The organism is Acinetobacter sp. OYA S30, from assembly GCF_033599315.1.
GTDB lineage: Bacteria > Pseudomonadota > Gammaproteobacteria > Pseudomonadales > Moraxellaceae > Acinetobacter > Acinetobacter baumannii.
On the sequence record NZ_JAWVAV010000005.1, the window covers coordinates 133,421 to 151,783 of the forward strand.

The window sequence follows — 18,363 nt, forward strand, 5'->3', positions numbered from 1 at the left end:
CCCTGCTCTAGCCATGACTTTGTCATGGCTTTCATGTAAAATCAGCCACAATTTTTAATTTACACATTTGTGAGTGGTTTTCATGGGTTTTAATTGCGGTATTGTTGGTCTGCCAAATGTAGGGAAATCTACCCTTTTCAATGCATTAACTAAAGCAGCGATTGCAGCGGAAAACTTCCCGTTCTGTACCATTGAGCCAAACACAGGTATTGTTCCTGTTCCAGATCCACGTTTAGATAAACTTGCTGCGATTGTTAACCCTCAGCGTGTTTTACCAACCACTATGGAATTTGTGGATATTGCAGGTCTTGTTGCTGGTGCATCAAAAGGTGAAGGTTTGGGTAACCAGTTCCTTGCTAACATTCGTGAAACTGATGCAATCGCTCATGTGGTGCGTTGTTTCGAAGACGAAAACGTCATCCACGTAAATGGTAAAATTGATCCATTAGATGACATTGCAACTATCAATACTGAACTTGCACTTGCAGATCTTGAAACTGTTGCTAAAGCAATTTTACGTTTAACTAAAGTTGCTAAAGGCGGTGATAAAGAAGCTGTAGCAACTAAAGCAGTTTTAGAAAAAATCCAACCTTTACTTGACGAAGGTAAACCAGCTCGCGCGGCTGATTTGTCTGATGACGAACGCAAATTAATTCGTGGTTTTGGTTTAATGACTTTGAAACCAACCATGTACATTGCAAACGTTGCAGAAGATGGTTTTGAAAACAACCCACATTTAGAAGCTGTTAAAAAACTTGCTGCTGAAGAAAATGCGATTGTTGTGCCGCTTTGCAACCAAATCGAAGCTGAAATTTCATTATTAGAAGATGAAGATCGTGCTGAATTCCTAGAAGCAATGGGCATGGAAGAACCGGGCTTAAACGTAGTTATTCGTGCAGGCTATAAACTTTTAGGCTTACAAACTTATTTCACTGCTGGTGTACAAGAAGTTCGTGCATGGACAGTAAAAGTTGGTGCAACGGCTCCTCAAGCAGCTGGTGTTATTCATACTGATTTCGAAAAAGGCTTTATCCGTGCTGAAGTTGTTGCATATGATGACTTCGTACAATACAACGGTGAAAACGGCGCTAAAGAAGCAGGTAAATGGCGTTTAGAAGGTAAAACTTACGTTGTTCAAGACGGCGATGTAATGCACTTCCGTTTTAACGTTTAAGTTAAAGCTTAAAAAAGCCCCACTAGATTGGGGCTTTTTATATTTAATGGCTTAAATCCATCATCTCTCGTTTATTTCGCGCCTCGTGTAAAATTCGCTCATGTAAAGGCTTTCTAAAGCCTAACATAAATATAAATTCTGCCAATACAAATAACGGTCCTATCGCGAGTCCAATCACATCATCAACAAAAGCAGGTTTTTTCTTTTCAAAATAATGCCCCACAAACTGAAAAGCCCATCCCACAACAAAGAAACCAATACTTGCAGCCAACCATTGTCCTAAAGAAAGTTCGGCAATTTGGCTCGCTAATGGATACACAGCCACCAATATCATGAGCATGATTAAGCCAAAAACTTTATCTAGAAATAAATAATAGATCGTACTAGCTGCAATCAGTACCATAGCTAAAGTAACTTTAAAGTTACCAATATCGATTCCTACCCTCGCTGTTAAACATAAAATTGAAAACACGATGAGTGGAATGCCTATAAAATGCGTCAAAATATTTTGATGATTTAAATGATAAGCCGCATATTGGCTCAGTTTCTGCTCCAGATTTGACATGAGTTATTCCCTATTCACTTAACTATAGTCATACTGTACAAATAAGGAAAATTTAAAGTTGTCAGCTATTTGACAAAATAATGAATTTTTTCATGGATGACCGAATATTGGACCTAATTTATATTAACCGATTAAAAGAAAACACATGGTTTAGTGTGCTTCCAGAAGCATTCCAAAAGTTTATTTTAGAACATGGCAAGCAAATTACTTTTGAGAAAAATAGCTACGTTTTCCACGCTCAAGATGAGTTTGATGGAATTTATACCGTCCTTGAAGGCTCAATTAGCTTAGGTTATGTCGATGTAAATGGTAATGAAGCACTTTCTGCAATTGCTGAGCCGATTATGTGGTTCGGTGAAATATCTTTAATTGATCATGAGCCACGGTCACACGACGCGATTGCTTTGAAAAAAAGTATAGTTCTGCATATTCCTGCAAAACCATTAAATGAGCTACTAAAAGAACATCCATATTATTGGTATTATTTTGCACGTTTAACCAGCCAAAAACTCAGGTACGTTTTCTTAGAACAGATTGCGATACAAACACGCAGTATTTCTCAAAGGCTTGCACAACGTCTTCTGTTCATTTTAGAAGGATACGGTAACCATATTCTTATTCAAGATCATCACATTCAGATTTCTCAAGAGCAATTAGCCAACATGCTAACTACATCTAGGCAGACGATCAACCATGAATTGAGCCTACTTGAAAAACAAAATATTATTAAAATTGCTTTTAGAAAAATTGAGATTTTAGATATTGAAAAATTAAAAGTAATTGCTCAAGTTCATTCATAATTGTACGAAACGCCGCTATATAATAAAAACTTAAAATTAAATTAAAAAATTAGATAACACTGCAAATCAAAACATTGTTCAAACTCTATTTCCACAAAATAAATGTTTTAAAGCAGAATTTTTCACCTTACACTCAAGCTGAGCAATAATACTCAACAAGGCGCTGATTAACATGAAAAAATTATCAACAATTCTTACAGCAGGCGTATTGGCTATGTTAAGTGTTTCGGCATTTGCATGTCCAAAAGGAACTCAACTACAAGGCGGTACTGGACCAAATCACAAAGGTGGAAAATGTGTAGCGGTACATGGAAAAGCTACAGCTCAAAAAGCAAAGAAAGAGGCAACTAAAACTAAACAGGAAGTTAAAAAAGACTTAACCATGCAAAAGCATGATGCAATGACTAGTGCGACTCATGCACAACATGAATCACATCAAATGACTCACCAGATGAAGCAAGATGCTGTAAAAACTGCCAACACAGCTAAAGCTGCGACAAAACCTTAATTATCATTCACCCATTATCGTTTAAAGCAAAAAAGCGAGATTGATCATCTCGCTTTTTTATATGTATAGGCTTTATTTAGGAGATGTGTTTCCTAAATTCGGATTTTCAATCGCTTCCTTACACTGTTGTTTATCGCGCTCATAATCTGCCTGTTTTTGAGCAACCGAACTATTATTTTCAAGCGTTTCGCGCGCCCATACATCTAGACTTGTTAAAGCTTTACGACAAAGCGCATATTTTCCTTCAGTGACCGAATCTGTCATTTTTACATTGATACGCCAGTCTGTACTGAGCTGACGTAGTGGTTTACGAACATTATCATTAATTTGGCTGAGCTGTTTTTCATAGACTAAATGATCAACAGTATTGATTAATGTCCATGCCTTTTTTGCATAAACTGTCGCATCATTCGTTAATTTCGGCGCTGGTTTAATTTCTACTTTTTTATCTGAGCTCTGATTGCCATTATCACAACCTTGCAATATAAATACGCTCGCACTCAGGATGGCGATATAAACTAAACGAGTCTTTGATTTGAACATATCAAACTGCCGAATTAAACATTTCGGCACTATGCTATTAAATTCGGCTACAATACTCAATCTTTCAAGTTTTTATAATTGGTTTACTGCCAAGGTGTATTGTGTCAAATCAACAACAGATGGCTGCTCAAACAGCAACTTTTTGGCAAGGTGCCAAAGATAGTCAAGCCATCGTTCTCACCTACTTACCAGTTTCTTTTGCCTTTGGCGTTTCTGCATCTCAATTTGGTTTTAGCCCATGGGAAGCATTTTTTCTTTCTTGTTCCATGTATGCAGGTGCAAGCCAATTTTTAGTGGTCGCACTTTTAGCAAGCGATTCTTCTATATGGTTAACCGCCTTAACAGTCATTGCACTTGATATACGACATGTACTTTATGGGCCTGCTCTTTATAATTTAATTCCCACTAAATTAAATTTAAAGAAGACAGCCGTTTGGGCTTGGGGTTTAACGGACGAAGTTTTTGCCAGTGGTATGATCCAACTTTCACAGCGCAGACAACAATGGTCCGAGTCTTGGATGTTGGGCTTAAGTCTATTTAGCTGGATGTCTTGGGCAAGTGGTTCATTATTAGGCGGGTTATTTGCAGATCAAGTCGCACACCTTCCAAAGTTTTTACAAGCAGCTTTAGATTTCTTATTACCTGCTTTATTTTTAAGTTTTTTATTAGCGGCATTTGAACGAAAGCATAGCCTTGTAGTTGCTGTATCGTTAGTGGTTTCAGCTTTGGCATGTTATTGGATTAACTTATCAGCGGCTATCTTTATTGGCATTCTTTCAGGCATTTTAGCAGGTCTATTTAAATATTATGTGCTGAAACAATTTGATGAGGTTGAAGCTTAATATGAACCTAGAAATTATTTTGGTCGGCATCATTGTGGGTATTGCTAATTTTGCTTCACGCTTCGGACCATTTTTCGTAATACAAAAACTACAGGGCAACCAACAAAGACGCGGCTCAATCTGGTTAAAAATCGCTTTAGGAAGTATTGGTATATCTGCAATTAGCGCCATGCTTGTGGTTGCAACTCTTCCACCTTTACTTGAAACCCCAAATAAGAGTTTAGCAATGCTTATCGGTTTTATGGTTCTAGCTGGTCTTTATTTTAAATTTAAGAAAATTGTTCCTGCCACCTTAACAGCCGCAATCGTTTATGGCCTTATCTATACTTATTTACCTTTATAAATAGATAAACTGATCAACCTTATATAATATATAAATGCTAGAAGTGATTAAGAATAATAACTTCTAGCATAAAAACTTATTTTTGAAATTTATTAGAAGATAAATCCATCTAGCGATTAGAGATAAAAATGTCACAAGTTAAAATTTATGCAAATGAACGAACCATTATTCAGTATCGCGAACTGCTCTCTCATGCGATCCATCAAGCACTTATTGAAGAATTGAAGTATCCCGTCGAGAAAAGATTTCAACGCTTCATTAGTCTTAAACCTGAGAATTTTATTTATCCATCTGACAGAAGCCAGCATTACATTATCATCGAACTTTCAATGTTTGCAGGCCGCAGTCCAGCCACTAAAAAGCAACTTATTCAAACCTTATTTCGCAATATTGAAGAGCAATGCAAAATTGCACCTCATGACATTGAAATTACCATTTTTGAAACACCTAAGGAAAATTGGGGCATCCGTGGTAAAAATGCAGATGAATTGCTTTTAAACTATCAGGTTAATATCTAAAAACTACATTTTTAATTGTCCGACAAAATTACTTTTTTTATGCATGATAAGGCTTAACTCCACCCTAAGTTCTGCTATGCTTAAAAAAATAATTTTGTCAGGATGATTCGCATGAGCGTGACACTCGGTACCCCACTTCAATCTTCTGCATTTAAAGTTTTATTGTTAGGTTCAGGAGAGCTTGGCAAAGAAGTTGTAATTTCCTTACAACGCCTTGGTGTAGAAGTACATGCAGCCGACCGTTATGATCATGCTCCAGCTATGCAAGTAGCACATTTTTCTTATGTGTTAAACATGGCAGATCCAGCCCAATTAAAACAACTCATTGAAAAAGTTAAACCAAATTTAATTGTTCCAGAAATTGAAGCGATTGCGACAGAAGTTTTACTGGAAATTGAAGCAAATAAAACTGCAACAGTCATCCCATCTGCTAAAGCTGTAAACCTGACCATGAACCGTGAAGGTATTCGCCGTCTTGCGGCTGAAGAACTTGGCCTACCTACTTCTGCTTATCGTTTTGCTGATACGCTCGAAAGCTTCCGCGCTGCTTGTGATGACATTGGTTATCCAAACTTTGTAAAACCGGTCATGTCTTCTTCTGGTAAAGGACAGTCTCGTGTAAAAAGTTTCGATGAAGTCGATGCTGCATGGGAATATGCAATGCAAGGTGGCCGTGTTAACCAAGGCACTGTTATTATCGAGTCTCAAATTGATTTTGACTTTGAAATTACACTCCTTACCGTTCGCGCTAAAAACCCTGAAACAGGTGAAATTGAAACTCATTACTGTGACCCAATTGGTCACCGCCAAGATGCCGGTGATTATGTAGAAAGCTGGCAACCTCAACCAATGACTCCTGCAGCACTCGAGGAAGCCAAACGCATTGCAAATAAAGTGACTACAGCACTTGGTGGCTGTGGTATTTTTGGTGTAGAACTGTTTATTAAAGGCGACAAGGTTTGGTTTAGTGAGGTTTCACCTCGTCCACATGATACAGGCCTCGTCACTTTAGCATCTCAATTTCAAAGTGAATTTGAATTACATGCACGTGCAATTTTAGGCTTACCTGTAAATACAGCACGTCACAGTGTTGCCGCAAGTGCGGTAATTTATGCTGGAGTTGATGCTAACAATTTAAGTTATAGCAATCTGAATGTGGCTTTAGCTCATCCAGATACCGACTTACGTTTGTTTGGTAAACCGGAAGGTTTCAAACGTCGTCGTATGGGTGTGGCAACTGCTCGCGCTGAAAATACTGATCTTGCCCGTACTTTAGCGAAAGAAACCGCTGATCAAGTAAGCGTTCAAACTAACTCTTAATTTTTACTTATTGGTAGACCCATTTTCATGATCAATACATCGCCATTGCTGAACTATGTCTCAAGTCATCATGATATTAAAGCCATTAATCAGTGGCGAACGGATGTAGAAAAGCAATTGCAAGATTCATATGAAAATGGGCAATCTATTCGAGAAATCATTAAAGCCCGTTCAGACTTAGTAGATGAAGCGCTCTTCTTTTTATGGAAACATGCAGAACTTGACCAGTCAAAACTAGGTCTTTTTGCAGTAGGTGGTTACGGGCGCCGTGAAATGCTGCCCTATTCTGATGTAGATATCATGATTTTGTCTGAAGATGAAATCAGTGAAGAAAATGAAAAGCGCATCTCCACATTTATTTCCTCTTTATGGGATGTAGGAAATTTCAAACCAGGTATTAGTGTTCGCACCATTCAAAGCTGTGTTGAACAAGCCGCTACCGATTTAACTGTTGCCACCACCTTAATTGAAGCGCGTTTAATCACGGGCAATACACAACTTGCGAAATGGCCTCGCCGTATTGTTTCACAGACATGGACAGACAAAACATTTTATGACGCAAAAATGGCCGAACAAGCCAAGCGTTACCACCAACACAACAATACTGAAAGTAATTTAGAACCTGACATTAAAAATGCACCGGGCGGTATTCGTGACATTAATCAAATTGGTTGGATTGCCAAACGCCACTTCCGAGTGAACCGTATCTATGACTTAGTGCATTTAGGTTTCATTTCAGAGTTTGAATTGGCTGTTTTAGAAGAAGCTGAAAGCTTTCTTTGGGAAATTCGACATCATTTACACCGTTTAGCCAAACGTGATGAAAACCGTTTACTCTTTGACCATCAAAGAGAAATTGCTGCTAAATTTGGTTATGTTCGTCAAGAAGGCCAACCTGTAAATTACGGCGTTGAGCAATTCATGAAACGCTACTACCGTACGGCGCAGCAGGTTTCAACACTCAATGAAATGTTACTGGCGTATTTTAGTGAGTCAGTCATTACTCCTCGACTCCCCAACTATGAACGCAAAATTGAAGTTGTTAACGATCACTTTAAGATTGTCGACAATAAACTTGCAGTACAACATCATAAAATTTTTGCAGAGCATCCGAGCGCGATCTTAGAGTTATTCTATATTTTAGCGAATCGACCAGATATTGAAGGTATTCGCGCTCGGACTCTACGCTTACTTATTCTTGCTGCGAAACGAATCAACCAAAGTTATCGCGATAACCCAGAGCATCAAGCACTGTTTATGTCGATTATTCGCTCACCATATCGTTTATACGATACCTTGGTTGCGATGAAACGTTATGGTGTTTTAGGAAACTATATTCCTGCTTTTGGCCAAATTATGGGCCTTATGCAATATGACCTATTTCATATCTATACGGTTGATGCTCACACCTTATTATTGCTGCGTAATTTAAATCGTTTTAGAGAACCTGAATTTGCCAAAGAATTCCCTGTGGTAAGTTCGGTTTTCCAACGTCTTGCTCGTCAAGATATTGTCTTTATTGCTGCTTTATTCCACGACATTGCAAAAGGCCGTGGTGGTGACCATAGTGAACTTGGCGCAGAAGACGCGATTGAGTTTGGACGTGCACATGGCTTTACTGAGCGTGAATGCAAATTAATTGCATGGCTTATTCAAAACCATTTGCTCATGTCACTTACAGCTCAGAAAAAAGATATTTCTGATCCTGACGTCGTGAAAGATTTTGCAGAAAAACTTGGCGACATGGAGCATCTTGATTATCTCTATACTTTAACAGTTGCAGATATTAACGCCACAAATCCAAAACTTTGGAACACATGGCGCGCATCGCTTATGCGTCAACTTTATACGCATGCCCGTGATGTAATCCGTACAGGTTTAGGTCGTCCTGTTGACTACCAAATGTTAATTGAAGACACCAAATTTGCAGCAAGTGAATTACTGGTAAATAACTTTGCATTGGCTGATGTCGAAAAAGTATGGCAAGAACTTGGTGATGAATACTTCATTAAAGAGTCGGCAGATGAAATTGCATGGCATACACAAGCAATTTTAAAACATGGTGATAATCCAGAGCCATTAGTCCTCTTGCGTGCTCACCGTAAAGCAGCTCAAGATGCGGTGCAAATCTTTATTTATACACGTGACCAACCTAACCTGTTTGCTACTACTGTTGCTGTTTTAGACCGAATGAACCTAGACGTTCAGGATGCAAAAATTATCACGGCCAGTACAGCATTTAGCTTAGACACTTATGTTGTACTCGATCGTTTCGGTACATTGCTTACCGACCCAGAACGTGAAGAAACCGTTAAAAATGCATTAGTGAAGGCGCTTAGCCAACCAGACCAATACCCGGGACTCATGCAACGTCGTATTCCACGTCAATTACGTCACTTCGATATTGAAAATACAGTCGACGTAACATTAAATGAAGCCTTACAGCAAAATATGGTCGAAATTTCAACACTCGATCACCCTGGCCTACTTGCACGCGTGGGTGGTTTATTTATGATGCAAGGTTTAGACATCCATTCAGCCCGAATTGCAACTTTAGGTGAACGTGCCGAAGATATTTTCTTTGTCACCAAAAAAGATGGTAAACCGCTGAATAACGAAGAGGTCAAACTCTTCTCGGAAAAACTGAAAGCTGCATTAGATGAAGCATCTAATCAAATTTGTCAGCACTGAAACTCAACTACTTGGTAACTGTTTAATGAACTCTAGCTTGTCGTTATTACATCCGTATCCATTTGAAAAGTTAAACCAACTTTTTAAGGATACTACTCCTGCTAACCTTCCCTTGATTCCTCTATCAATTGGCGAACCTAAGCATCCAGCACCAGAGTTTGTTAAACAGGCTATTATTGATAACTTTAACCATTTATCAACTTATCCAAACAGCAAAGGCTTACCAGAGCTTCGCCAAAGCATTGCAGATTGGTTAACTAAGCGCTTTAAACTTAACAGTATTAGTGCTGAAAACCACATCTTGCCTGTCTCTGGTACACGTGAAGGCATTTTCTCTTTTGTACAGGCATTAATTAATCGTGAAGATGCACCTTATGTGGTGATGCCAAATCCGTTTTATCAAATTTATGAAGGTGCGGCTTTACTTGCAGGTGCAAAGCCATACTTTATTAATTGCACAGAAGAAAATGGCTATTTAGGTGACTTTGATGCTGTGCCAGCAGAAGTTTGGGAAAAGACAGCCCTTCTTTTTGTATGTACACCGGGTAATCCAACAGGTACTGTGCTTTCTAAAGAACAATTTAAAAAGCTGATTGCCTTATCTGATCAATATAATTTCGTTATTGCGTCTGATGAATGCTATTCAGAACTTTGGTTTGACCAAGCCCCTACGGGTTTATTAGAAGTATGTGCTGAGCTTGGCCGTGATGACTACAAAAACTGTATCGTTTTTCATTCACTTTCAAAACGCTCAAACTTACCGGGTATGCGTTCAGGTTTTGTAGCGGGTGATGCTGCTTTATTAAAGCCATATTTGCAATACCGTACCTATCACGGCGCAGCAATGCCAGTACAACATCAGCTTGCCTCAATTGCAGCATGGAATGATGAAAGCCATGTTGAAGAAAACCGTAAGCAATATCGTGCAAAATTTGACTTATTTCAATCTGAGCTAGGTCATTTACTTCCATTACAAAAACCAGATGCTGGTTTTTACTATTGGTTAAAAGTGGATAATGATGAAACTTTTGCCAAAATGCTGATGGAAAAAGCACACATTAAAGTTTTACCGGGCCGTTATTTATCTCGTGATACCGAACAAGGTAACCCTGGAGCTAACCATGTACGTATGGCGTTAGTGGCAGATTTAGCTCAATGTGAAGAAGTAGTTAAGCGTTTAAAAGCGATTCTGTAAGCCTCTTCTTAGCAGTTGTACAGCCTTTTACTCAGGTTGTACAACTGGGCTATAACACTATTTATATGTAATCAAAAGCACAGCAAAAAGAATAAAAGCTACCGCAGAACAATAATATAAACCTGTTGCAGAGCGCTTAATTTTGACTAAGATTCGTTCATAGGCCAGCAGTTTAACCAATAAGATATTCCAGATTAACACTACACCGACCATCCATACACTCATAAGCAGTTTTTGAAATAAACTAAATTTATGTTGTATAAGCAGCATTAAGCTACTATAAAACATAATATTTTTTGGATTTAGAAGACTCGATTGCAAACCTAATACCAAGCTTTTAATTTTGTTGTGCTTATCTTCTGCTTGGTCACTTAAATTATTTACATCGGTTGAGAAATTTAGAACTGTAGATCGGGCTGCATTAAAACAAAGAAAACTCAAATAAGCCAAATACAAAGCGCCAAGCCATTTAAATATTAAAAGTAAGATACTACTTAGATTTCCAAGCAACATAAAACTAAACAGGCATCCAGCCAGAATTAAAGCATTTCCCAAAGTGATTCCTAGAACAATACCATATGTATAACGGCGTCCTTTTTGTAGAAGACTAGTGAGAATAAGAAAGAAATCTGGACCCGGTGATAAGAGTGCTAAAAAATGAGTAAATGCAATAACTAAAAAAACTTCCATAACAGCTTCATCTGTAAAACAGTCTGGAAAATCTTAAAAATAGAGCTAAACAATTTCTTGTAAATTATTGCGCGGCTGCGAGCTGGAACTGCCGAGGAGTTACCCCTGTATGTGCTTTAAAAGCTTTATGGAAATGACTTTGATCACTAAAACCTAAATTTACAGCCAATTCGGCAAGTGGCACGCCTTGTTTGAGCTGCTCTCGAGCCTGATTAATTTTTAAATTAATTTGAAATGCATGTGGAGTTAAACCTACATTTGCTTTGAATAGACGTATGATTGCATATCTGCTTAAACCTACTCGTTGAGCAAGTTCTTCTAAAGAAATAAAACCCTCTGAGGAAGAAATCACATCGATCAGGTTTAAAAAGTCTTTATATAAATATTGAGGCTTTTGTATTTCTTCTAAAATAAAATGAGGTAATAACAAATGAATCAGGCAATGGAGAAGAGACTGCTCTTTTTCAAAAATTAATTTTTGCGCATCAAATAATGTCTCATTCATTTCAGTAAAAGCTTCATATAAAAATTCGTCTTTTATAATGAGCGGCTTATGCTGAGGTATATGTAAATCAAGACCTTGCTCTTGAAATTCTGAATACAGTTGATTTAACCATGCTAGATCTAAATGAAGCATCTGGTAACTCCATGCCTGATTTGGCATAGGATTACATGAATGCTCAACATGTGCGGGCACAATGACCAATGTACCCGCCGAGATCTTTTGTGCAGTGCCAAAAGAACTTTGAAAAACACTATTCCCCTCATCTATAGCACCAATTGAAAATGTTGGGTGGCTATGAGACTTATAACATGTTCTGCCAAAACATGACCTTCGGGTTTCCACATAAGGCATTCGCCGATCTTGCCAAAACTCGAAAGTTTGAGGAATAGCGTTCATTGAACCCATTAACTCGCTAATGCTTTTTCAATATCAGCTTCCAATGCTTCAGGCTTGGTTGTTGGTGCATAACGATTTAAAACCGAACCATCTTTACCCACTAAAAACTTGGTAAAGTTCCATTTAATAGTACTGCTTCCTAAAATTCCTTTTGCTTCACGGGTTAAATATCTAAAGATCACATGAGCTTCAGGACCTTTTACATCTACTTTGGCAAACATAGGGAATTTCACTCCATAGTTACGCTGGCAGAATGTACCTATCTCTTTATTGCTTCCGGGATCTTGCCCACCAAACTGATTGCAGGGAAAACCTAAAACTTCTAAACCTTGGTCTTTATATTTTTCATAAAGTTTTTCGAGGCCCGCAAACTGTGGAGTAAAACCACATTTACTTGCAGTATTTACAATTAATAAAACTTTACCTTTGTAATCAGCGAATTGTTTAATATCTCCCTCTAACAATTCAGCTTCAAACTGATAAATGTTACTCATGGATAGGTTTCCTCATCATTTTTTTCTTGTGTTTTCAGTTGTAATGATGCCGAGTTCACACAGTAGCGCAAACCTGTCGGCTGTGGTCCATCTTCAAAAACATGCCCAAGATGAGCTTCGCAATCATGACAAACAATTTCCGTTCTGACCATACCATGCGTTAAATCTTCATGTTCATCAATAACGCTTCCATTCAGAGGGCGAAAGAAACTTGGCCAACCACAACCGCTATCGTATTTTGCATCTGACGAAAACAATTCCGCGCCACAACAACGACAAACATATGTGCCATGTTGCTTAGTATTCCAGTATTGCCCCGTAAATGCTGGTTCAGTGCCCTTTTGTCGCGTTATCCGATATTCTTCAGGTGATAACTCTCTTTGCCATTCTCGGTCTGTTTTATTAACTTTTCCCATGACCTGCACCTTTTATTCTGATGTAAACATAAATTGATAATCGTATTTTATATTTACGCCATTCATCAAAAAAACACTAGTCTCTGAACGTAAAATTTGTTGGATTTTAAACATCTAAGTAATAGAAAGCAAAAAGTAAGCAAAATACAAAAACAAAAGAAAGCAATTTTTTATTTTATTTCCTTTTAAGGAAGCAAAGATGGTGCTATTCTTGTGTGGCACGGTTGTATAGGACAAAACATGTCTCAGAAAAAAAGTGTGCTTTTCCAGCAACTATTACCAGTTATCAAACAGTATCAGCAATTGGGCTTTACCCATGAAAAAATTGTTGAATTACTTAAAGATCAACATGATCTGAATTTGGTAACAGTCAAAACATTTAAAAGTTATTTATACCGATATGCAAAAGTGAATCCAGCTATGTCTAAAAATACTGCTACTCTCCAATCCATGCCAACTTCACGAGAAATTAAAAAATCATCGAAGCTTGAGCATGTTTGTTATGACATTCGCGGACCAGTATTACGAGCCGCCAATGAAATGGAAGAGCAAGGACATAAAATCATTAAGCTGAATATCGGCAACCCTGCTCCATTTGGTTTTGAAGCACCACAAGAAATTATTAATGACGTTGCTTTAAACCTACCAAATGCAATTGGTTATGTAGATTCAAAAGGTATCTTTCCGGCACGTAAAGCAATCTGCCAGTACTACCAGCAAAAAGGCATCTTAAATATGCACGTTAATGACGTGTATATCGGTAATGGTGTATCTGAACTCATTGTTATGGCTATGCAAGGCCTACTCGATGATGGTGATGAAATGCTCATTCCGATGCCGGACTATCCGCTATGGACAGCTGCCGTTAACCTGTCGGGCGGTACAGCGATTCACTATAAGTGTGATGAAGAAAACAGTTGGTATCCTGATATTGCCGATATTGAAAGTAAAATTACTTCAAACACACGTGGTATTGTCATTATCAATCCGAACAACCCAACTGGTTCGGTATATCCACGTCATGTGCTTGAGCAAATTGTGGCACTTGCAAAGAAACATGACCTGATTTTATTTGCTGACGAAATTTACGACAAAATCGTTTACGATGGCATTGAACATGTTGCTGTTGCTTCTTTAGCAGGCGACCAATTATGTATTTCTTTCAATGGGCTATCAAAAGCATATCGTATTGCTGGTTTCCGTTCAGGCTGGATGGCAATCACAGGCGATAAGAGCCGTGCAGCAGACTATATCGAAGGTCTGGATATGTTAGCTTCAATGCGTTTATGTGCAAACGTACAAGCTCAGTATGCAATTCAAACAGCGCTTGGTGGCTATCAGTCTATTAATGACTTGATCCGACCAGGTGGACGTTTATATGAACAGCGTAATATCGCATGGGAAATGTTAAATGAAATTCCTGGGGTAAGCTGTGTTAAACCAGAAGGCGCAATGTATTGTTTCCCGCGTCTTGACCCTAACATTTACCCAATCGAAGATGATGAAAAGTTAATGTTAGATTTACTTCGTGCTGAAAAAGTACTATTAGTTCAAGGAACAGGTTTTAACTGGCCAACACCAGACCATTTCCGTGTTGTTTTCTTACCAGCAGAAAACGAATTACGTGAAGCAATTGGTCGTTTAGGCCGTTTCTTAGCCAATCGCCGTTAAAAAAATGCATAATAAAAAAGGTATCTTAAATTAGGTGCCTTTTTTTATTTTTATATCATTTAAATAATTATTTAATAACTAATATCACCTATTTTAATCAGATCAATAAACCAAATTAATATACTGAATAATATAAACTTTTAAAAATAATATATAAGACTTATTTTCTCAAAAAATCTCATCCATATTTTTTACCAAACGTTTAAATTACTATATTTATCCCCTATTCCTCCTTTCGTTATTATGCAAAAAATGCATAAGTTGATATTTTTTTGCATTTCACACTGCTTCAAAATCGAGCAACAATCCCTTCCCATAACAACATCACCATATTCGATTCGGTTAATACTGATGCAAATTTAGGAAGATGAAATCAGTTACAGGACCGAACTGAACTACAAGGAAAGCTTTCAATCATCGTTATCCCATCAAAAAGATGATTGAACCCAAAGGATAGAGGTTCCTATGAAGCAAAAGAAATTGCTCAAGTATATTGTAGTTGCTATTTTACTAGGAGTATTGACGGGTTGGATCTGTCATCACTTCTTTAATGAAGGCGAGCAACTGAAGCAAATCGCTTCTTATTTCAACATCGTCACAGATATCTTTTTACGTCTCATCAAAATGATTATTGCCCCATTGGTATTTGCTACAATTGTGTGTGGCATTGTATCAATGGGCAAATCAACTTCAATTGGTAGCATTACACTTAAGTCAATGACTTGGTTTATTACCGCTTCGTTTGTCTCACTTGCCATCGGTATGGGTTTAGCAAACTTTTTCCAACCTGGCGCGGCGCTAGACCTAGCATTACCAACAGCTCAACAACTTAGTAGTTCTTCTCTCCCAACAACTACTGGTTTTACCTTGCAATCATTCTTGAGTCACGTGTTCCCACGCAGCATTGCAGAAGCAATGGCGAACAATGATATTTTACAAGTCCTTGTTTTCTCTATTTTCTTTGGTTCAGCTCTTGCTTTTGTAAATCAGGGCAAAGAAAAAGACTCAGTTATCATTCGCTTAACTGATGAACTCAGTAAAATCATGTTCCGCATTACTGACTACGTAATGATGTTCGCACCTTTTGCAGTATTTGCTGCAATCGCTTCAGCAATTACAGTACAAGGCTTAGGCTTAATTGTTGATTATGGCATTTTAATCGCAGAATTCTACTTCGGTCTGCTATTACTTTGGATCATTTTGTTCTCTGTTGGCGCAATCGTACTTAAAAAAGATATCTTCCGTTTAGGTAAATTGATTCGTGAACCTGTAACACTTGCCTTTGCTACAGCTTCAAGTGAGTCAGCCTATCCTAAAGTTATGGATGCTTTAAATAAGTTCGGCGTGCCTAAAAAAGTAACTAGCTTCGTTTTACCTTTGGGTTATTCATTTAACCTTGATGGTTCGATGATGTACACCACCTTTGCGGTACTCTTTATCGCCCAAGCTTACAATATTGATCTGAGCTTCACTCAACAAATCTTGATTTTGTTAACGCTTATGGTGACAAGTAAAGGTATTGCGGGTGTTTCAAGAGCTTCTATTGTGGTTATCTCGGCAACACTCACAATGTTCCATTTGCCTGAAGCCGGCATTCTATTATTGCTTGGTATTGATCAGTTCCTTGATATGGGCCGTACTGCAACAAACGTAGTAGGTAATAGTATTGCGACTGCAGTTGTTGCCAAACTTGAAGGCGATAAATTAGCTGATACTGAAGAATTACCAGAGCCTGTATTAATTAAATCAACTCAAGAACAAACAATCGCTTAAGTTTCCTTTTTCTCCCACTCTCCCAACTTAAGAGCAATTTTATACGACCTTATAAAATTGCTCTTTTTTTCTTTCGAACTAAACAATAAAAAGTTATCAGTATTTCTATATTAAATAATAGGCCAAATTATGGATTTTAATTCCTATTAAATTTCTTAAAATTAAACCTTAAAAACAGAATAAAAAACAATCATTCAAAAATTTATATACTTAGAAACATACACTAACTGATTATTTTTTAATTCAATTTATGATCGATTCATTATATTAAACAACTAAGATTATTATTTAATTCGAACATGAAAAATTTTATTTTATATTCTTAATAAATATAGTTTTAAAAATCAATTCAATAAATCCACCAAATGTTAAATAAAGACCCAACCCAACCTATTATTTTTTAATTTTATAAAGACTAAAAAATCATTTGCGTGAATTATATTAAAAAGTAAATAAATTCAGATAAATTAGAAAAACTTAATAGATTTTTTATTTTTTTCATGATATTTATTAGCGCTGAATAAAAGCAATGTTTAAATGATTGTTGTCGAAACAAAATGATATTCAAGGATGCTTTTATTCAAACAAGTTACGGATATGTTTTACATGGTATGTATTTTGCTTAGGAAAAGCAGGCGTATTCGGCAAACTTTATACTTCGTCACTTCATAAGGATATTTTCGATGTTGACTAAAACTGTTAAATCTTTCGGTTTAGCGATGGGCTTATTAGCCTGCTCTCTCCCACTTTACGCAAAAAACAATGTTGTTGTTGTCGCTACTGGCGGTACCATTGCTGGTGCTGGCGCAAGCTCAGCAAATAGTGCAACTTATACGGCGGCAAAAGTTCCAGTTGATGCTTTAATCAATGCAGTTCCTCAAATTCAAGATTTGGCGAATGTATCTGGTATCCAAGCATTACAAGTAGCTTCTGAAAGTATTACTGACAAGGAATTATTACAAATTGCTCGTCAAGTAAATGAACTTGTTAAAAAGCCAACTGTAAATGGCGTTGTGATTACACACGGTACAGATACTTTAGAAGAAACAGCATTTTTCTTAAATCTTGTTGTTCATACTGATAAACCAATCGTACTTGTTGGCTCAATGCGCCCATCAACTGCTCTTTCAGCAGATGGTCCACTTAACCTTTATAGTGCTGTTGCATTGGCCGCATCTGATGATGCAAAAAATAAAGGCGTTATGGTTCTCATGAACGACTCTATTTTTGCTGCTCGTGATGTAACTAAAGGCATCAACATTCATACAAATGCTTTTGTAAGCCAATGGGGTGCTTTGGGTACACTTGTTGAAGGCAAACCATATTGGTTTAGACAATCTGTTAAACGTCATACCAATGCTTCAGAATTTAATATTGAAAATATTAAAGGTGATGCTCTTCCAACAGTACAAATCGTTTATGGTTCTGACTCTATGCTTCCTGATGCTTATGAAGCATATGCAAAAGCTGGCGCTAAAGCGATTATTCATGCAGGTACAGGTAATGGTTCTGTAGCGAAATATATCGTTCCAACATTACAAAACCTTCATGACAAAAACGGTATTCAAATTATCCGCTCATCACGCGTTCCACAAGGTTTTGTATTACGTGATGCAGAACAACCTGACTCTAAATATGGTTGGGTAGCAGCTCATGATTTGAATCCTCAAAAAGCACGTCTTCTTGCAGCGTTGGCACTTACAAAAACCAACGATGCGAAAGAAATTCAACGCATGTTCTGGCAGTACTAAAATTTCTAACCAGCCCAAATCAATTTGGGCTGGTTCTTTTTATTCGCTTTAATTTTCTATTTAAAAATAAAAGAACAACTTTGATCAATCCTTCACTTTCGTGTTCTCAACCTTCTGTTTAAATACTAAAATCCATAACAGTTGCCAAAATATTAAGCATTTCGTTTG

At 37.4% G+C, this 18,363-nt stretch carries 18 protein-coding genes; 12 read left to right on the forward strand and 6 right to left on the reverse strand.

Going from position 1 to position 18,363, the window contains the following annotated elements; genetic code table 11:
• Window positions 1–82: 82 nt before the first annotated feature.
• Window positions 83–1,174 carry a redox-regulated ATPase YchF gene (ychF, locus tag R5R67_RS04450; protein ID WP_000506572.1) on the forward strand — a complete coding sequence of 364 codons (1,092 nt, stop codon included), beginning with the start codon at window positions 83–85 and terminating at the stop codon, window positions 1,172–1,174.
• Between the two features lie 43 nt (window positions 1,175–1,217).
• Here the strand turns inward: ychF and R5R67_RS04455 are convergent, their stop codons facing one another.
• Complete coding sequence (locus R5R67_RS04455) at window positions 1,218–1,739, reverse strand: DUF962 domain-containing protein (RefSeq protein ID WP_000067188.1); 522 nt, start codon at window positions 1,737–1,739, stop codon at window positions 1,218–1,220.
• Window positions 1,740–1,831: 92 nt separating this feature from the next.
• Here R5R67_RS04455 and R5R67_RS04460 point away from each other — a divergent pair, with 92 nt between their 5' ends.
• Both R5R67_RS04460 and R5R67_RS04465 read left to right on the forward strand, forming a co-directional pair.
• A complete protein-coding gene (locus tag R5R67_RS04460) occupies window positions 1,832–2,539 on the forward strand; it encodes a Crp/Fnr family transcriptional regulator (RefSeq protein ID WP_000342695.1) in 708 nt (235 codons plus the stop codon).
• A gap of 172 nt (window positions 2,540–2,711) precedes the next feature.
• Window positions 2,712–3,047, forward strand: coding sequence for a hypothetical protein (locus R5R67_RS04465; RefSeq protein WP_000736695.1), 336 nt, complete (start codon window positions 2,712–2,714; stop codon window positions 3,045–3,047).
• 72 nt (window positions 3,048–3,119) lie between these two features.
• On the opposite strand, the gene R5R67_RS04470 is transcribed toward R5R67_RS04465, so the two are convergent.
• Window positions 3,120–3,590: a hypothetical protein gene (locus tag R5R67_RS04470; RefSeq protein ID WP_000477056.1), complete on the reverse strand. Its 471-nt coding sequence runs from the start codon at window positions 3,588–3,590 to the stop codon at window positions 3,120–3,122.
• A gap of 119 nt (window positions 3,591–3,709) precedes the next feature.
• Here R5R67_RS04470 and R5R67_RS04475 point away from each other — a divergent pair, with 119 nt between their 5' ends.
• The 6 genes from R5R67_RS04475 (at window position 3,710) to dapC (ending at window position 10,499) form a co-directional block, all read left to right on the forward strand.
• A complete protein-coding gene (locus R5R67_RS04475) occupies window positions 3,710–4,432 on the forward strand; it encodes an AzlC family ABC transporter permease (RefSeq protein ID WP_085943461.1) in 723 nt (240 codons plus the stop codon).
• 1 nt (window position 4,433) lies between these two features.
• Window positions 4,434–4,775, forward strand: coding sequence for an L-valine transporter subunit YgaH (ygaH, locus tag R5R67_RS04480; protein ID WP_001047284.1), 342 nt, complete (start codon window positions 4,434–4,436; stop codon window positions 4,773–4,775).
• Between the two features lie 128 nt (window positions 4,776–4,903).
• Window positions 4,904–5,293: a tautomerase family protein gene (locus R5R67_RS04485; protein WP_000084508.1), complete on the forward strand. Its 390-nt coding sequence runs from the start codon at window positions 4,904–4,906 to the stop codon at window positions 5,291–5,293.
• A gap of 102 nt (window positions 5,294–5,395) precedes the next feature.
• Complete coding sequence (gene purT / locus R5R67_RS04490) at window positions 5,396–6,613, forward strand: formate-dependent phosphoribosylglycinamide formyltransferase (protein WP_085940543.1); 1,218 nt, start codon at window positions 5,396–5,398, stop codon at window positions 6,611–6,613.
• Window positions 6,614–6,640: 27 nt separating this feature from the next.
• Entirely contained in the window at window positions 6,641–9,304 is a 2,664-nt protein-coding gene (gene glnD / locus R5R67_RS04495) for a [protein-PII] uridylyltransferase (protein WP_000611170.1), read from the forward strand.
• Window positions 9,305–9,329: 25 nt separating this feature from the next.
• On the forward strand, window positions 9,330–10,499 hold the full coding sequence (dapC, locus tag R5R67_RS04500; protein ID WP_002041015.1) for a succinyldiaminopimelate transaminase: 1,170 nt from the start codon (window positions 9,330–9,332) through the stop codon (window positions 10,497–10,499).
• A 57-nt stretch (window positions 10,500–10,556) separates the two neighbouring features.
• On the opposite strand, the gene R5R67_RS04505 is transcribed toward dapC, so the two are convergent.
• From R5R67_RS04505 to msrB, 4 genes are all read right to left on the reverse strand, one after another.
• On the reverse strand, window positions 10,557–11,189 hold the full coding sequence (locus R5R67_RS04505; protein WP_000451666.1) for a LysE family translocator: 633 nt from the start codon (window positions 11,187–11,189) through the stop codon (window positions 10,557–10,559).
• Window positions 11,190–11,253: 64 nt separating this feature from the next.
• On the reverse strand, window positions 11,254–12,099 hold the full coding sequence (locus R5R67_RS04510; RefSeq protein WP_000535303.1) for an AraC family transcriptional regulator: 846 nt from the start codon (window positions 12,097–12,099) through the stop codon (window positions 11,254–11,256).
• Window positions 12,099–12,584, reverse strand: coding sequence for a glutathione peroxidase (locus tag R5R67_RS04515; protein ID WP_000066032.1), 486 nt, complete (start codon window positions 12,582–12,584; stop codon window positions 12,099–12,101). Before R5R67_RS04515 ends, R5R67_RS04510 begins: the two co-directional genes overlap by 1 nt.
• Window positions 12,581–13,000, reverse strand: a complete 420-nt coding sequence (gene msrB / locus R5R67_RS04520; RefSeq protein ID WP_000521160.1) for a peptide-methionine (R)-S-oxide reductase MsrB — start codon at window positions 12,998–13,000, stop codon at window positions 12,581–12,583. The genes R5R67_RS04515 and msrB overlap by 4 nt, the downstream gene beginning before the upstream one ends.
• Window positions 13,001–13,240: 240 nt before the next feature.
• Here msrB and R5R67_RS04525 point away from each other — a divergent pair, with 240 nt between their 5' ends.
• From R5R67_RS04525 to R5R67_RS04535, 3 genes are all read left to right on the forward strand, one after another.
• Window positions 13,241–14,671, forward strand: a complete 1,431-nt coding sequence (locus R5R67_RS04525) for a pyridoxal phosphate-dependent aminotransferase (protein ID WP_000078699.1) — start codon at window positions 13,241–13,243, stop codon at window positions 14,669–14,671.
• Between the two features lie 465 nt (window positions 14,672–15,136).
• Window positions 15,137–16,444, forward strand: a complete 1,308-nt coding sequence (locus tag R5R67_RS04530) for a dicarboxylate/amino acid:cation symporter (protein ID WP_000810594.1) — start codon at window positions 15,137–15,139, stop codon at window positions 16,442–16,444.
• Between the two features lie 683 nt (window positions 16,445–17,127).
• Window positions 17,128–18,195 (forward strand): type II asparaginase, encoded by a 1,068-nt coding sequence (locus R5R67_RS04535; protein ID WP_000956445.1) that lies wholly within the window; start codon window positions 17,128–17,130, stop codon window positions 18,193–18,195.
• Window positions 18,196–18,363 lie beyond the last annotated feature (168 nt).